13 protein-coding genes and 1 riboswitch are annotated in these 16,251 nt (G+C 57.0%); of the genes, 9 read left to right on the top strand and 4 right to left on the bottom strand.

Going from position 1 to position 16,251, the window contains the following annotated elements; genetic code table 11:
- Nucleotides 1-36: 36 nt before the first annotated feature.
- The 6 genes from U5A67_RS30620 to U5A67_RS30645 all read left to right on the top strand — a co-directional run bounded on the left by U5A67_RS30620 (nucleotide 37) and on the right by U5A67_RS30645 (nucleotide 8,727).
- Nucleotides 37-4,767, top strand: a complete 4,731-nt coding sequence (locus U5A67_RS30620; RefSeq protein WP_321817274.1) for an AAA domain-containing protein — start codon at nucleotides 37-39, stop codon at nucleotides 4,765-4,767.
- Nucleotides 4,764-5,684: a hypothetical protein gene (locus U5A67_RS30625; protein WP_321817275.1), complete on the top strand. Its 921-nt coding sequence runs from the start codon at nucleotides 4,764-4,766 to the stop codon at nucleotides 5,682-5,684. The genes U5A67_RS30620 and U5A67_RS30625 overlap by 4 nt, the downstream gene beginning before the upstream one ends.
- Nucleotides 5,684-6,490: a hypothetical protein gene (locus U5A67_RS30630; protein ID WP_321817276.1), complete on the top strand. Its 807-nt coding sequence runs from the start codon at nucleotides 5,684-5,686 to the stop codon at nucleotides 6,488-6,490. The genes U5A67_RS30625 and U5A67_RS30630 overlap by 1 nt, the downstream gene beginning before the upstream one ends.
- The gene (locus U5A67_RS30635) at nucleotides 6,481-6,855 is read left to right on the top strand and encodes a hypothetical protein (protein WP_321817277.1); all 375 of its coding nucleotides are present in this window, start codon (nucleotides 6,481-6,483) and stop codon (nucleotides 6,853-6,855) included. The genes U5A67_RS30630 and U5A67_RS30635 overlap by 10 nt, the downstream gene beginning before the upstream one ends.
- A 425-nt stretch (nucleotides 6,856-7,280) precedes the next feature.
- The gene (locus U5A67_RS30640; protein WP_321817278.1) at nucleotides 7,281-7,562 is read left to right on the top strand and encodes a hypothetical protein; all 282 of its coding nucleotides are present in this window, start codon (nucleotides 7,281-7,283) and stop codon (nucleotides 7,560-7,562) included.
- A gap of 634 nt (nucleotides 7,563-8,196) precedes the next feature.
- Nucleotides 8,197-8,727, top strand: a complete 531-nt coding sequence (locus U5A67_RS30645) for a DUF4410 domain-containing protein (RefSeq protein ID WP_321817279.1) — start codon at nucleotides 8,197-8,199, stop codon at nucleotides 8,725-8,727.
- Between the two features lie 657 nt (nucleotides 8,728-9,384).
- On the opposite strand, the gene U5A67_RS30650 is transcribed toward U5A67_RS30645, so the two are convergent.
- Nucleotides 9,385-10,143 carry a TerC family protein gene (locus tag U5A67_RS30650; RefSeq protein WP_321817280.1) on the bottom strand — a complete coding sequence of 253 codons (759 nt, stop codon included), beginning with the start codon at nucleotides 10,141-10,143 and terminating at the stop codon, nucleotides 9,385-9,387.
- A gap of 669 nt (nucleotides 10,144-10,812) precedes the next feature.
- Nucleotides 10,813-12,030 carry a hypothetical protein gene (locus U5A67_RS30655; RefSeq protein ID WP_321817281.1) on the bottom strand — a complete coding sequence of 406 codons (1,218 nt, stop codon included), beginning with the start codon at nucleotides 12,028-12,030 and terminating at the stop codon, nucleotides 10,813-10,815.
- Nucleotides 12,031-12,112: 82 nt separating this feature from the next.
- On the opposite strand from U5A67_RS30655, the gene U5A67_RS30660 reads away from it, so the two are divergent.
- The 3 genes from U5A67_RS30660 (at nucleotide 12,113) to U5A67_RS30670 (ending at nucleotide 14,267) form a co-directional block, all read left to right on the top strand.
- Entirely contained in the window at nucleotides 12,113-12,427 is a 315-nt protein-coding gene (locus U5A67_RS30660) for a hypothetical protein (RefSeq protein ID WP_321817282.1), read from the top strand.
- Between the two features lie 192 nt (nucleotides 12,428-12,619).
- A complete protein-coding gene (locus tag U5A67_RS30665; protein ID WP_321817384.1) occupies nucleotides 12,620-13,177 on the top strand; it encodes a TetR/AcrR family transcriptional regulator in 558 nt (185 codons plus the stop codon).
- Between the two features lie 139 nt (nucleotides 13,178-13,316).
- On the top strand, nucleotides 13,317-14,267 hold the full coding sequence (locus tag U5A67_RS30670) for an alpha/beta hydrolase (RefSeq protein ID WP_321817283.1): 951 nt from the start codon (nucleotides 13,317-13,319) through the stop codon (nucleotides 14,265-14,267).
- 245 nt (nucleotides 14,268-14,512) lie between these two features.
- Here U5A67_RS30670 and U5A67_RS30675 read toward each other — a convergent pair whose 3' ends face one another.
- Entirely contained in the window at nucleotides 14,513-14,887 is a 375-nt protein-coding gene (locus U5A67_RS30675; protein WP_321817284.1) for a VOC family protein, read from the bottom strand.
- A 34-nt stretch (nucleotides 14,888-14,921) separates the two neighbouring features.
- Nucleotides 14,922-15,644 carry a YafY family protein gene (locus U5A67_RS30680; protein ID WP_321817285.1) on the bottom strand — a complete coding sequence of 241 codons (723 nt, stop codon included), beginning with the start codon at nucleotides 15,642-15,644 and terminating at the stop codon, nucleotides 14,922-14,924.
- 468 nt (nucleotides 15,645-16,112) lie between these two features.
- A riboswitch (Fluoride riboswitch) is annotated at nucleotides 16,113-16,181 on the top strand.
- Nucleotides 16,182-16,251: the final 70 nt, after the last annotated feature.

Genomic DNA, 16,251 nt, shown 5'->3' on the forward strand with positions numbered 1-16,251 from the left:
CTGCAAATGCGCATAAGGTCGGCCCCAGGCGAGTATATGCCAGGCAATGGCGTAGTTGTCAGGGCAGATCCTGTGCGGCCGAGCGCCTCTGTAATTCCCGAGCGGAAGTACGTTCCCATCGAAGCGCCGCCCCGCACACCGGCGGTGCCCCCAGACGCGCTCGCGCGATATTGGGCGAAAGCGCTCGACTACGTCTCGTTCAAGGAACTTGGCCGAAAGGGAAAGAACTTCAGCCTGCCTCGTCTCGCGTACAGTCTCGACGATGTCCCCAAGCGTTCTGCCGCGCCCGATGAGGACGGTCAGCCGGCAGCCGGGGCAAACGTCCACGTCGTGCTGGCGCTCACGCAATTGCGGCATGGAAGACTTCAAGAGTGGCCACGCCCCCATTTCCTTGTTGCGGTCCCAGCGATCCTGACGGACGACGACTTGCTCGTACCTAGAACAGAGGCTCCCCCCATCATCAACGGTTCGTACCTCGCGCCGAACGTTGAATCGGGCTGCTTTTGCCTCGCAGAGCGCGATGAGGCCAATGAGCGCATGACCTCCCGGTTGTCCGCGATGGTGAGCGATCCTACGGTCACGCCAGGGTGGGCAGTCTGGTGGGAAACCGCGCTCTCCGTTGTCAGGGAACTGCTCGACGCAGACACGAATTCCCAACTGCTTGATCACGCGATTGAACGGCTCGCTCGTGAAGACGCCTGTGGACGGAACGCACCAGTCTGGGAATGGCGTGCGATGGTCTTTCCTGCAGACGATGGTGGAAGAGGACAGATCAAGGCGGCATACGATGCCGCACAGCTCGCTCTCAAGGAAAATCCAGCCCGCGTGGGTCTTTTCGCTCGCCTTGGCGGGACCGAAAGTGCGCGTCCTGTTGGCGAGATGACGGGAACGCAGGTGCGGGACATCATTTCCGGGCACATCGACGAATACGACGAGCTCGCCCAGAGCCGTCCGCTCTTTCCATTAGACAGTACGCAACGCTCGGCCGTTGCCGCAATCCTTTCCCTGCAGGAAGGTGAAATGCAGGCCGTCAATGGTCCCCCCGGTAGCGGCAAAACCTCAATGCTGCGCGCGGTGGTGGCGAGTCAGTGGGTCAGCGCCGCCCTCGAGCAGCGCGAGTGCCCGATTACGGTCGCCTGCGGTGCAACCAACCAGTCGGTCACAAACGTGATTGAAGCGTTCGGCAAGGCGCCACACCCGGATAGCTCCTTGCCCCACGCCCAACGTTGGATCGTCGATGCGTCGAGCTACGGAGCGTATCTGCCGGCGAAGGACCGACTGAGCAACAAGGAGCACCGTGCCGAGGTCGAGCGCTTTGTCTGCCTTGAAGCCGTATCGGCAGGGGGATTTCTGTACCGGTACTGGAATCGCGCTGACGTGCTGGACCCGCTTCGTGTGATCGAGTATGAGGAGGCCTATCTTGCGTTCGCGCGCAGGGCCACCAAAAGCCCGGATATCGTATCGCTCGAGGTTGCAATTCGTGTGGTGTGGGAATGTCTGCGCGCGACGGAGGTTGCGCGGTTGAAATTTCACAAGGACTGGGTAAATCGCGGCCCGTGGCTAAACCCTGTGCTGACGACGGTGGCCGCTGCGAAGCCGTTCTGGTCCTCGACGCGGGCAAAGATCGTTGACGACTGCATCGCAAGGCTGCAGTCCGATGCCCCCGGCGACGCCGCCGAGGAAATACAGGACCTGCTCTGGCGCGCCGATGCGTTTCACTGGGCCGCACGGTACTGGGAAGGTCGCTTCCTGCTCGCACAGCGAGAGCGGCTTTCGTCGCGCCATCGGGACAATGTCGTCGAAGCCCTCCGCCGCATCTGCATGCTGACGCCATGCGTCGTTTCGACGTTGCACAGCGCGCCTCGGCTCTTTGAAATCGCGAGGGATCTCCAGGCTGATGTTGATCCGGCGTTCACACATGTACTTGGAAAGATCGACCTGCTTGTGGTCGATGAGGCAGGACAGGCTGCGCCCGAGCTTGCCGCAGCGATTTTTGCGCTGGCGCGGCGCGCTGCCGTTGTCGGAGACCTCAAGCAGCTCTCGCCGATCTGGAACAACACCTCGCTGACCGAGTTCGGTGTCGCTTCGCAAACCGATACGCTCACCTACCTTGAAGACATCATCCGCTCGCATAGGTCAGTGGCGAAAGGTAGCATTCTGGCCATCGCGCGTCTGCTCTCGAAATGGCGGGAGCCAGACGACCTCGGCATCACTCTCCGATATCACTACCGGTGCAAGCCGGACATCATCTGGTACTGCAATACATTGACCTACGGTGGGAAGCTGAAGACCCGCACAAAGGACGACGATAATGGTCCCGAGCCACCACTTGCGTGGGTGGCGGTCGATGCAACGCCGGAGCCCGTCGGGGGCTCCTGGCGTAATCGAAAGGAGGTCAACGAGATCGTCTCTTGGGTCGTTGAGCGATGGCCGCACTGGCAGAAGAATCCGGAGACTCAGGGCAAGTCGCTGCGTGAAATTGTTGCTCTGATTACGCCATATCGACCGCAGGCCGACTTGCTGCGGGAGACCCTGGTGCGGGAGTTCGATCGTCTGCGGACGCGCGCCACGCACGCACAAGAGTGGCCAGATGCGGCGGACGTCAGCAAGGTAGTCATTGGAACCGTGCACAAGCTGCAGGGCGCTGAACGGCCTATTGTCTGCTTCAGCCTTGTCGAGGGTCCGGAGCAGGGCGGGTCAAGCTTCATAGACACGGACACCAGCCTGATGAACGTCGCTGTGTCGCGCGCGAAGCGTTCGTTTGTGATCTTTGCCAATCCCGAGCGTTTATTCTCTGAGCATGTCGACGCGGTTGTACGCGCAGGAAAGGAGTTGACCGATGACGACCTCTCGAAGCTAACTCCCACGCGGCAACTGGGCGTGCATTTGCGGTATCGCGCGAGGGCGCAGGCGCTATACCCGAAGCGCGTCGTATTCATCGAAGCCGGAAACAAGAAGGAAACGCTCTCCAACATCCTGGGCAAAACTTCCGTGGTCGAGGCGACTGGCGGTGCGCTCACGCGTCTGCCGCTTTCGGGGGGCGTGGACATCAGAGCGGGATTCGTGCCTCGTCCCGAACTTGAGCGCGATGCCTCGCGTTTTCTCGACCTCGCGGCGCAGCGTGTGGATGGTGTCGAGGAAGTGGTGCTCGCGACCGATGATGACCGAATGGGCGAATACATCAGCTGGCAGATTCGCCGACTTCTAAAAGACAGCTTTGAGAAGAAGTCGTTGCAGCGAGCACGCTTGGGCGCAATTACCCGCCCGGCCGTGTTGAACGCGATCGATACGCACGGCGACATCGATCCGCGCAAAGTGACTGCGGAGATTATCCGAGAGATTGTCGATTGCCTGATTGCAGGAAGATTTGGCGCCGTTCGCGCAAGCGCCGCAAGCGTCTCCTGTGCAACCGACATCTGCTCGGAACTCGCGTTGCTGGGTGGGCTCGATGACGACAAAAAAGGCGAACGCCGCCAGAGCGCCGGGCGCGTTCAGGGCGCGATCGTGCGTTTTCTGCTTGAAGAAGCGCGAGCCGCGATCGCGTTCTCGAAGCAGTACCGGTTCCTCGCGACGATCCGACTCGGCGCCCGAAGCCTGTACGGGGACGTCGTGCATACACGGGAGAATCGCGCAACGACGTCCAATCCGGAGGCAGTCGAAGCCCTGCGCGGCAGAGCGCTCGTGCCCGCGGACCCACCAGTTATCACCCACGATCGTGCCACGATGCCCGAGGCGGGGACGCTTTCCCTGATGGCGCAGGCCTACCGACGCTACCGCCTTGCACCTTGGGACACGGCAGATGCGTTGCAGGCGCTTTACGCTGGAACGTGGTCGGCGCGAAGCGACTCATCAGGCGCACGCTCCTACGAGCCCGAGTCGCCGATCAGACCGATTGATCGTGAGGGCCATCCGCCTATCACGCCTCTGGACTGGGTGTCCACGCCCGAGGTGCTCGAAGGGATGTTTGCGAGCGAGGGCCTCGCATACGTCTACAAACTCGTCTGGGAGAGGTTCGAGGCATCGCGCCGTGGCCCTTACCACGTCCGGTTCGCGACGCTCGACCTGCGGTTCGCTGGTGCCGCAGCGATGTGTGTACGCATCAGGGCGGCGGCGTGCGAACCCGCAGGCACGCGATCAGCTGAGGCGCTACCCGATGTCGGAGCGAGTGAGGTGAGCGCGCTTCTACTCGGCGCTGACCCGGCCGTGAGGAACGATCTCGATGAGCTGGAAGACGCATGGCGACGCAACGCTTTCGATGGTGTTGTGCCTGAACTCACGCGAGAACCAGCGGCTCGGTGGGATATTACGCTCGACACGCTGCTGCTCGAACTCGAACGCCTGGGGATTGGGCGGCCGTCCTCGCTTGCACGATCGCTGCAGCGTCTTGTTGATAAGAATCTGGTCGTGCTGCCTGTCACGGGTGGCGCGCTTCGCCTCACGACAGCGGGAATTCGGCTCGCGCTTGCGCTGGAAGAGCAGGAGCCCGACCTCTCGGCCCCCGAGTTCTCAAGCACGCTGGAAAGGCATCTCGATGCGATCGAGCGCGGCGAGGTCGGCCCGCGCGACGTGCTCGGATGGGCTGGTAGGTACTTTCTCTCGCACGAAGAACTGCAAGAGGTCGCGCCGCGAATCTGGAACTCGCTCGAAGAGCTCGAGCGGTTGATGGACAAGCCATCGCAGGTAGTGCCGTCCGGCGGTTTGATCATTCCGCGGCCAGATAGCGCATGGGCTCCACAACCTCAGCCCAAAAAAGGGGCTGACGTTTGAGCGGCGGACTCACTACCTATCCGCGCACCAGCGGTGGCGGGGGCTCGGACCTCGCCAGCATCCACGCTTTGATCGGGCAACTCGGCTCTACCAATCTCGCGAGAAACGATCTTAATGCGCGGCAGATTCTCCACGCGCTTACGCGATATGAGCAATCGACGCAGGCGAGTCGCCAGGACGTGATCCAGGTGGCAACAGATGTGCGCAATGCGCTGTTCTCCGCCCGAATCGCATTTAAGCTCACTGAGGCGTTCCATAAGGCCGCGATGGCGGTTTGCGCGGCTGCCTTCAAGGCACTCAATCCTCTTTCAGCTACCGGGTTTGCAGCGCGGTCACAGAGTGCCCTTAACGCGATCGCAGCGATCGTGCCGGGGAGCTCGCAGGCTACGCTGCGCCGATATCAGGAGGAGATCGGGATCGTGGCGCTTCTGTACGAAGTATCCGCGCTGCTTGGTCAGGATATTTCGGCAACGATACTCTCTAACCCTCAGCAGCTAGCCGCGAGATGGACGGCGGTGAGGTCAGGAAACGCGCTCATATATCTCGAACCCGGAGGGTCGTACAATGTGAACGTGATGATCAGTATCGAGATTTCGGGGTGCAAGTCTCCACTCGTCGTGGTCGGCGAGGCAAAAGGGGGCGCCAGCACCTACGGTAACGTCAAAGGCCCCGTGGGAGTGCTGGACGATCTTGGCCTAAAGGAAGTGAAGCAGAATCAGATCGAGTATGCCGTGACCCGCGCGGCGTACATGAGAAACGAGCGGGAAAATGCCCCACACCAGATAGCTCGCCGTGAAGCCGGCGAAATCATCATGGAAGCGTGGGAACAGGATCGCCTTGCCTACGCCGCCGTGCGGGGGAAGGTATCTGAAGCCGGCGCGCAGACTACCCAATTGGACATATTCGATTGTCAGTGATGCTACGCGATAACCTCGACACGCTAGCACAGGATATCTGTCGCAGCGAAATGCAATCAACGGAAGCCCTGCTTGAGCGAGTGGATTTCGCTCGGGCCAGCGCGAAGAGCCAGAACCGCCCTGATCCAATTCTCAAGATGAAGCGCGGGCTGGTCAAGTACATGGGCGCCGCCTACTACTTGCGGGATGTCGCACGCTTCCGTGCTGCAGTTTCCGCGTACCAGGGCACCACGGACGAACTGCTCGCGAGCTTCGAGGTACCTGCCGCAGCGCTGCTAGTGGACCTGTGCCTGGCTATTATCGGTGGACCGGCAAACCTCCGTCGAGCCACGATCGCCGCGATCATACGCGACGCGCAAGAGCCCGAGACGCCTGATGCTCTTCGTGCTGCCGCGCGAATTCTCGCGGCGACGAGCGATCTTGATCCCAATTCGGCAACGTCCGACGCGTGGGCACTCTTTGGCGCATGCCGCCGGCAGGAACTACCGGATGAGCGCATCGCCAGGTTTCTTCCGTTTGCGGTGGCATCCATTCGTATTAACCGAGGAGATTTCACACGCTCGGGCAAAGCGGTCGGCATGGCACTACACAGGGTTGACCGGGCCGTCGAGGCCTCAGTTCAGGCGGAACTCGAGCGGATACATAGGGGGCGCGCCAGTGCAGTCACAGCATCTTCCTTCGTTGACTTCCCGACCGCAGCGCTGTCGGCGATTGCCGCATCCCGGACCGTTCGGTCCGTGCAGGATGCGTGGCCGACAACCGTGTTTTCCGACTTCAAATGGATGGGCCATGCCGGATGGGCGTAATCGTCGAGTTTTACGCGGTCCGAGCGGCCGCCCTAAGCCGCCCGTTCAACGATGTACGCGCGGTTGCCAACGCGGCCGGTGCGAAGTCCGTTGCCGTGATTTCCCTCAATTCGAAAGCGGTAGGCGACGTCTTCGACGCGCTCCAGGGATCTATCCTCGACGCAATCACGGGCGACGACAGTGCTCCCGAGCGATCCGTGCTGCTGAGCGCGGTTGACGTAGTCCAACTCGAGGCGCTAGCGAACGATCTGCGAAACGCCCACCTCGGGGACGAGGTGTTCGGTGACTTTGCCGATGCGCTTGAGGATACCGCAAGGGCTGCGGCCCGCCGCGGCGCGCAGGATGTGCTGGTGATCAGTACCTGAAGTTTCTTGAGTCTGAGCCGCGCCCGCAAGCTACCGGACCAGTTTCCCTGCTTCGATTGATTCCTTCGCGGACGGCGGTCGTGCGCTGGAGTGCGTATCGGAGGGAGAAGCAGACGATCCACAAGCCTTCGATGCTGGCGGTGCTTGTAGTGGCAAACGTAGAAGGTCAACGCCTCGCACGGGTTTCTCGACGCTTCCAGTCAGTCGCTGGGCTGATCTTCAGCTTTGCCGAAATCCATTCAAAGTACGATAATAATACGAATGGGAAGGAATCGCAAAGATAACCCGGTTATCATTCAATTCTTGATGGCAACGGCCATGTCATTGCGGTGATTTTGAATTAATTTAGTAAGCCAGAGCTGATCGGACAGGGTTTCTAGAAAGAAAGGACCGAAACACAGCGGTTTTCAAAATCAGGCACTCTCATGAAGAACAGGAAACCAAAAGTAGCTATCGTCGTTGGGACGATTGCTTTGACCTTGTGTCTCGCCATCCTGTTTATGTGGGGATTTGGGCAACTATCATTTTCCGAACCAGTCGCGGTTGCCTATGCGCGAGCAGCCGGAGTGCTAGGGGTCTATGGTGATGAGGCATTGGACAATCTCTATCTGGATATCACGGCTGTCGCATCATTAATCCTGGCGGCGGCACTCGTCTGGAGCTTCTGCGTAGCAGTGGAATGGCGACGTCTCAAGCGTAAGAGATAGGCGCTGGCCTCCCGGAGGTCGAACCTTGTGGAATCGCGCGCTGGAAGGAGTATAGGCGGTCTTAGGATACCGCCGTGTAACCGTCGGTTCCGCGGGGTCCAGCTAAAACTCAATTGTTGCGCTTCCGGTGTCGCTGCCCTTTATTGGTGACTGCGACTAACGATCGAAACTTGCCTTGGCACGCACATGACATCTACGAGTCGGTTACCGATTGCCGTCGCACTGCTACAAGCCGTAGAAGGCAAGCGGGGAAGAATAGAGCGCGTCCCGGTGACATTTTTCTAGCACCGAACGCTTGACAACCATCAACCCGACTGGCGATGAAAAGAGGCCTCACGCAAAGAGTGCCTCGACAAGAGAATGTCAGAAATTCGTTGCGATGCCATTGGCGATTACAGCGGATAATAATTTTTTACCATACCGATTTAGTCGGCGTAAACAGTCGACAGTTAAAGGAGCTCCATTGAGAAGAACCGCCAGCTTGGTCTCTGGTCAATACCGGCGGCTGCCTCGCCCCATCCACTGGTTGCAGGGAATAGCAGTCGTAGCGATCGTTGGATTAGTCGGTTGCGCAGGAACCAAAACATCGGATTTACAGATATCAGCGCCGGAGCGAGCCACGTCGCAACACAATATGATCATCGTATCCGTCCTGCCGGCTCCAGTCGTTTCTGCGCTACCCACAGACGAACAGATTCGCATATTTAATGTATCCGTTGCACTGCAAGTCCAATTAGTCGAGAAGCTTAAACGAACGGGCATGAAAATCGAAGCGCTACCAGCCGATACATTGCCGATCCATGCGCCTGGAACCTTCCTATTACGCTGCTTCATTCTGAGGGCGGACGCGGGGAATCGGGTACTCCGGCTCGCGGTGGGTTTCGGTGCCGGCAAGGGCATGTTGCGCACGCATACGGAACTAATTGATCTGGGTGATGATGCTTCACTGAAACTAGCGTCGTGGAATACAGACAGCAGCACCGGTGCGCTTCCTGGCCCTGTTGTGGGTTTTTTCGGGCCGGTGATTGCGGGGCCGGCACTTGGGATAGTCGGCGGTTCTGCAGGCGTGCTGCCGGGTATTTGGCAAACGCAGGCGCGCGAAGTTGACCAGACAAGCACGGAAATCGTAGACCAACTCCACACGCTAATTCATCAGCAAAACTAGATGCAACTCCACGCCGCCAGAGCTGCGTAGAAAATAAAAGCGTGCGAGCTCCACGCATACTGATGCGCCGCAGCCGCTTGCCTTCACCGGCAAAGCGCTCGTTGAACCAGTGACTGAGCTGGCTACCGGGCTGCAGGAGTCTAGTGGCGGCGGCTGGCGGTGTAAGCGAGCACCTGAGAGATATTCCAGTAGCACTCCCGCTCAAGCACCTTTTGACACGCTTCGTCGCTTCGTGTTTTCCACATGTCTGACGTGTCAATGCTGATGGGGCAGGCATTACAAGGCTCATCAAATTAGCAAACCTGAGCCGGGGCTCATCCCGCACCACGTTTGCGGGCGCCGTACTCCACTGGGAGTCGGTATGTGATGCCCTTGGCCAGTTCAGCAGCGTCAGCTTCTGACTCAATGTCCATCCACCCGCGCGTGTATGCGGCGATCTGCACGGCAAAGAAATGTTGAAGGGCCTGAGCGGAATGCGGGAGACGTCGCACGCTCCGTTCTTAGACTAAGGCCGCCGACGAAGCATTGTATTACGCAAAATCGCGCGGCCGTAACCGGGGGGCACTCTCGGAAGAAACCTGACACTTCTAGCGCGCAATTAGGTACAGGCAACCTTGTCCACTCGTTACTCCATTGAGTAGAGCGGCGAGCGCGGAGTCAATCCGCATGATGCCCGCCACTCCTTGCTCGCTGCGCCAGCATATTCAATCCCTCCACCAAGGCTGAAAATGCCATCGCCGCGTAGATGTAGCCTTTAGGCACATGCGTGCCGAACCCCTCGGCGATCAGTGTCATGCCGATCACAAGCAGGAAGCTCAGTGCAAGCATCACGATGGTCGGATGTCGCTCGATAAAGCGCGAGAGCGGATGGGCGGCGAACATCATCGCACCGACGGCCACAATGACCGCGATGATCATGATCAGCAGATGATCGGTCATCCCGACGGCCGTGATGATGCTATCGATGGAAAATACGATATCGAGCAGGATGATTTGACCGATCGCTGAGCCGAACGACAGTGCCTTTTGCTTCGAGATCGAAGGATTTCCTGGGCTTTCTTCGTGAGCGGACGGCGTGACATGGTGGCGAATTTCCGTTGTTGCCTTCCAGACGAGGAACAAGCCGCCCGCTGAAAGTACAAGATCACGCCATGAGAAGCCATGATCGAAGACACTAAATGCCGGCTCGGTGAGGCGTGCAATCCACGCGATGGTGCCAAGCAGTGCCAATCGCAGCACGAGTGCGAGAAGTATCCCAATGCGCTGGGTGCGCGCCCGTTGTTCGCGTGGCAGCTTGTTCGTTAGAACCGAGATAAAGATCAGGTTGTCGATGCCAAGTACGATCTCCATAACGACCAACGTCACGAGGGCAGCCCAGATTGCAGGATCTGCCGCAAGCACGAAAAAATTCTCCATGACTCTCCCTGAATGCGAGATGGATCGGACCAAGAGCAAGACGGGACGCGAATTACCAGTCAGATGCTATCTGCATGCATCGCTCGTTTTTGCGTCTTGAGCAATGCGTGCCATTTTAAGCGCAGGCGCCCCTTCTGCGTCTGCTAAGCTATGAGGAGAGCGCTCAAAGAGGGGGATCTAGATAGCCGAGATTCCAGGCGTTCTGTGGCATCAACGATTGAGCTCAGACGAACTTCAAGCAATTGTTGCTCATGTGCATTGACGGTCGCAGTCAGCGTGCTTAGCAGGTCGATAGAGAACGCATATGGGCCATCCTCAGAAGCCTGTTCGAGCAATGCCGCCAGACCCGCCTTCGCCTTCGCGAGATCAAACGAAGGGGAGATGCGCCCAATCTCGTATCGCAAAGAAGCTCTGTAAGCAAAGTCGCGTGGACGAGGCATTATAAAGTTGCGCGGTCGGCGTTCCGATTGCGTGCGCGCTCCAGCTCGATCCGAATTCGCAATGCCTCTCGATTGGCGCTTCCCATATCAAGCCGCAGATAAAGCCGGGATGATTTCCTGCTCGTATTGGGGCCCTCATCCGAATTTTCTAGATGTGGAAGGTGAATCGAGATTGCACCTTCCGCTTTCTTTATCTAAACAAACTTCCTTGTGTTTTCGATGATAAAATTCAGCGACGATTTTTAGGGGATTCGATCTTTCTTCTGTAATCTTTAACCATCTTTTCCGTAGCATTGATAAAGCCAGTGGGGCTGCCGTGCATGTAATGCTGCACATGCTTACGCATGAGCACTGCGATTTTTGATGCCTCTTCCAGGCGACCATCGAGTAGTGCCGAGATAGCCTTGGAACGATACAGATAGGGGCTTTGATAAGCGATGCTCGGGACAAAGCAAAAGTATTGATCTATAAAATTTTGATTTTGATGATACTTTCCTACCTCAAAGTACCGTAACATGGGGCACAAATCTTCACGGCTAGAAAATAGGAAAAGTAGATAGGCACTGTGCCCGTTGCTCAACATTTTTCGGAAGCCAAGTTTTGGGGCAATGTTAAAACTCAGAAGACCGAACTTCATGTGCGTTTTCCACAGCAGGGCGAGTGAATCTGGATTACTTTTCCCCCATTTGGCTAGAGCTAGCATGTCTGCGAGGCTCAGACGGGCATGCCCAATGATCTCGAAAATAGTAGTCCAATTGGGTAATAAACCACTATCTTCTGCAAGCTTTGCGAAGATGGGATTGTCCGAGCACGAGAGCACGACCCTCAACTCTGGAGTCAGGTTATTGTATATTTCAACCAAACGAGGATGGAGATCGCACAGGACAATGACTCCAAGCAGACTCCAAGCTTTATCGACCTCTTCCGAATTTACGTCTTTTTCTAGGATATTAATATTCTTTAATAATTGTTTCCATATCTGATCTCCAGATAGATATTTATCTTTAGTAGCAGTTAGTCTTTTTTGCTCCTCCAGCATCTCTGCTCGCGAAATCGAGAAATAGTACTGAGCCCAACTCTCCTGAGCCTCGAGTGATGGTTTTTCCTGAACATATTCCATCATCATCAGACGGCTCTGACTCTTCGCCCACATTTGATCGACCATCTCCGCGCGTTCAAGGTCGCTGTAAAACATCAGGTCCGTTGGATAGGCGCAGCGTTCCAGATTATCAACCGAGGCCTGAAACCCTGGATGCAATGACGCTGCCTCTGAGACGGAGAAGCGCTCGGCGTCGTTGTAGGCGCTGAATTTCACGACATACATCAAGGCACCATAGTCGATTGGTGTTCCTGTTAATGCGCAGCGTGTACTTTTCTTATTGCCGAAGATTTTGGGTTCCACCATTGCGAAGATTGCAGGAACCTTGAATTTTGGAGTGAATGCCACAAGAAACCTCTTTCAATAATATATGGTCTGCTTTGGTCGGGCGGCGGGGCATAGTACTGACGATAACTGGCGATTCCCCTACTTGGACAAGGCGGCTGTTGTTGATCAGCTCGTTACAGGCTGGCACGAACATCTCGTTCGATATATCAAGGACATCGATGCATTCCAGAACAAAAATGAGTATATCCCGAGCGCATTGGACAAATCGCGTACTGCACGAATTGATGCTGCATCGACTCAGATTCATTTTAGACATCATCGCGACACTGGCATTCCACTGGCGGGAATGCGGGATGCTGTCGCGCGCATTAGTATCGATGCGCGCAGCGCTAAAGTCACCGCTAAATTGTCAGTGAACCTTGCAAAAAATTACCATACAACGAATGCTGCCTGTTGAGAGACGAGCCGCGCAGGGGGCTTCGTGGGTTAAGAAAAATGCATTTAACGGAGAGTTGCATGCTCGCTACGTAAACTCGGTACATAAGAATATCTTGATTAGGAAGTGATCATTTCCTATAATCGCTCCATGACTGCCCGCAACCATCCTGTAAAACAGCCACGTGCTCCGGGGCGCCCACGCGAATTCGACATGGAGGTCGCGCTAGATGGCGCAATCCAGATTTTTCGCGAGCGCGGCTACCATGCGACGTCCCTCGGCGATCTTGGCGCAGCGATGGGGCTTACGGCCGGCAGTATCTATAAGGCATTTGCCGATAAACGCGCGGTCTTCATCGCCGCATTCGACCGTTATATCTACCTGCGAAATGCGCAGTTGCAGGGCCTGATCGATGCAGAGCTCACTGGTGGGGGCAGGGTGCGGGCTGTTCTGCTGTTCTATGCGGAGTCGGCGCATGGCGTGGAGGGCACGCGAGGCTGTCTTGTGGCCGGAAGCGCGACCGACCTCGCTACGTTTGACAGCGAGGTCGCCGGTCGCGTCGTAGGGGCCTTGCAACGACTTGAAACTTTGTTGTGCCGCTTGATATGCCTTGGTCAGACAGATGGCTCCATCACATCCACGTTGGACCCAGAGGCCTCTGCCTGCGTTCTGCTGAGTCTGATACAGGGTTTCAGAATCGTCGGCAAAACGGGACGTTCACGGGCACACATGACGGCCGCAGCAGATCAGGCCATGCGGTTAATTAGCTAAGCGCCAGAAGGCGTAAATTCGCATTCTTTAATGCCTCCTGCACGGCCAATTAGGGAGCGTATATTTCCTAATTGGCCGTGCAGGAGACAAGCAAAAAACATCAATGCTTTCGTCACCACAACCCAAAGGAGTTTCATTCGTGACAGCACATCCTTCGTTGGCTGCGTCAGGAAGTTCCAGAATTGCAAACACATTGCCAGCATCGAGGCCTGTTACGGGGCTGGCAGGATTCGAGCATCGCTTCGAGACCGTAAACGGGCTTCGACTGCACTACGTCACGGGTGGTAATCCGGACGGTGATGTGCTTGTCTTGCTGGCAGGGTTTCCTGAGAGCTGGTTTGCTTGGCGCAAAGTTATGGGATTGCTTGCGCCGACGTACAGAATCGTCGCGCTGGATCTTCCAGGGCAAGGTGATTCCGACCGCCCGGCAGACGGCTATGACACTAAGACGCTTGCGAAGCATGTTCATGGCTTGCTTGAGCAACTTGGAGTGACCCGGTACTTCCTCGCTGCGCACGATGTAGGCGCATGGGTCGCTTATCCTTACGCGGCGTTGTTTGGCAATGAAATCCGCCGACTCGCGCTACTGGATGCGGGCATTCCGGGCATCACATTGCCGACCGCCCTGCCGACCGCCCCCGACCGTGTGTGGCGTACCTGGCATTTTGCGTTTCACCTGCTGCCGGACCTGCCAGAGACGTTGATAGCTGGCAAGGAACGTGAGTATCTCGACTGGTTTCTGCGTCGAAAGACGGCGAATCCCGATACTTTCAGTGAATCGGACCTCGATGAATATCTGCGAATTTTCAAGAAAGACGGTGGCTTGCGCGCCGGTCTTGCGTATTACCGTGCCGCGCATGTATCTGCGCATCAGAACTGCGAATTGAAGGAACGTGGCATGCTGAACGTTCCATTACTGGCCCTTGGTTCCGATCAAGGGTCGATCGCCGACATGGCAACACCTCTACGCGCCTTCTTCGCTGACGTACAGGGGAGCACCATCAGTTACTGTGGACACTTCCTGCCGGAAGAGCAACCGCATGCGGTTGCCGACGAGCTCGCCGCATTTTTTGGAATCGGAGACGAGTGACAGAGATTGGTCGGCTGCCGATGAGGGGGCGTCGTGCGCAGCCGGGCGCTGCATACGCAGGCCCTCGCGCTGCTGGACGATGTTTGACATAAACCGGGCCGACAAACGCTGAAGCTCGGGGCGCTATCTAGCAAAAATTGTCTACAGAGAGCACCGCAGGCCGACACTCGAGGAAGCGTAAGCGTGTATCTCGAAGTGGCCTTAGGTGACGAGCAAATGGCTGCGATTAACTCCGGGTCGAGTTCTCAGCGTTCCGGGCGGGAAAATACATTGACGAGGTTTCCATCCGGGTCGCGAAGGAGCAGTGAGCGATTGCCCCATGGCATCATCGTGGTCGGCATGACGATGTTTGCTGCGAACGTGTTTATTCGTTCGAACACTTCGTCAACGTCCGCCACCTCGAACTCCAGAATTGCCGATTGATTGGCGGCCGCAGTGGCAGCACCGACGTTGAAAAGCTTGATCAGGTGCTCGGACGATATCGCAAGCGTGGCGCCAGCGAAACGCACTTCGGCAAATCCATCGGCTAGACGTGTAGGCTCCATACCGGAAAGCCTTTGATAAAACTGGACCAGCCTTTCAACGTCCGACGTTACAACACGAATCGATGCAAATTTCATTTTTTAAGCTCCTCGCAAGAAAAGGAGCTTCAGCCTACAGTCCAATGCTGTCAGATTCTGGCAGTATAGTCCGATTGGCCACTTGATTCAGCTTGCGCCAATCACGCAGTAGTGTGGTGCGCCTCTTCGGGTAGCGCTCTGCCATGTGCGCGATGCTTAAGATCCTGTCCGAACGGAAATTCCGAAAATCCCTGCGAAGCTCGCACCAACACATCAGCACCCGAGACTGGTCGAAATACACCAGGGCGAAGGGCCAAACGACGCGTCGCGATTCAGTTCCACTTCCGTCGACATAAATGATTTCGAGCTTTCGTTCCTCGCGCACAGCAGTGCGCAAGAGGTCCTGCGAAATTGTATGGGACGGTCGCGTCAATGGTGCGCCGACCAACAGCGAAGATTCCTCGAGTTCGCGACGCAATTCAGCAGGCAGTACGGCCGCTATCTTCGCAAGTGTGTTTAGCGCGCCCGCCGCCAGCGTCTTGTCGCTGCGATCAGCCACCCAGCGCATACCTAGCACAAGGGCATCGAGCTCCTCTGAACTGAACATGATGGGTGGCAACATGAAGCCGGGGCGCATCATGTAGCCGATACCCGGCGCGCCCTCAATCATTGCGCCTTGCGCCTGTAAACTGGCGATATCCCGATATAGCGTGCGGATGCTCACGCCGAGTTCGTCTGCGAGTGCCTGACCGCTCACGGGGCGGCGGTGGCGACGTAGTATCTGGAGGAGTTGAAGGAGGCGTTCGGCGCGGGACATGCATGAATCCTGAAGTCTACGGAAGGAAACCGGCGCGACTGATTACGTGGGCTGAGTGCCATGCCGTTCGGCACAGGCAATGCATTGTTCACGATCCATGCAACCTTGTCGAACGTCTCAATGCGGTGGCCTGAAGACTCGGGTGATTTGCATCGACGCCTTCAAGGGCGTCGGCGGCGGCCAGCCCATTGGAACAAGTAAGAGACGTTTGCCGCGCTCTGAAACTGTCGCTCATCTCCTGCAAGCTCACATGCGCAGCAGAAAGCGTCCCGGCTGTATATGCCATCATCCGGTCGTTGACCCGATGAAATCTGACGCCAAGATGCTCGCGCAGTGTTGCGTCAACGCGGCAGCCACACCAAGGAAAACTTCAAGTCTTCGTTGACCGCGTCCCAATGCGCCAGAACCGATGGGGCTTTCCCAGAGACACTGATGTCTGTTGTTCGTTTTAGTCACGTGTTGTATAGTTGGCCGTAAGGAGATGGCGTTCCTCCTTTAACCATCGCGTTCACCGCGGTTAATGACGCCTACAGTTACCTGACTTTCGTTGGGGCTGTAGGCGTTCGCGTCCACATCCTTCCCGTTGGTCAGGCCACGCAACATCGGC

The organism is Paraburkholderia sp. J69-1 (genome assembly GCF_905220255.1).
Classification (GTDB): Bacteria; Pseudomonadota; Gammaproteobacteria; order Burkholderiales; family Burkholderiaceae; genus Paraburkholderia.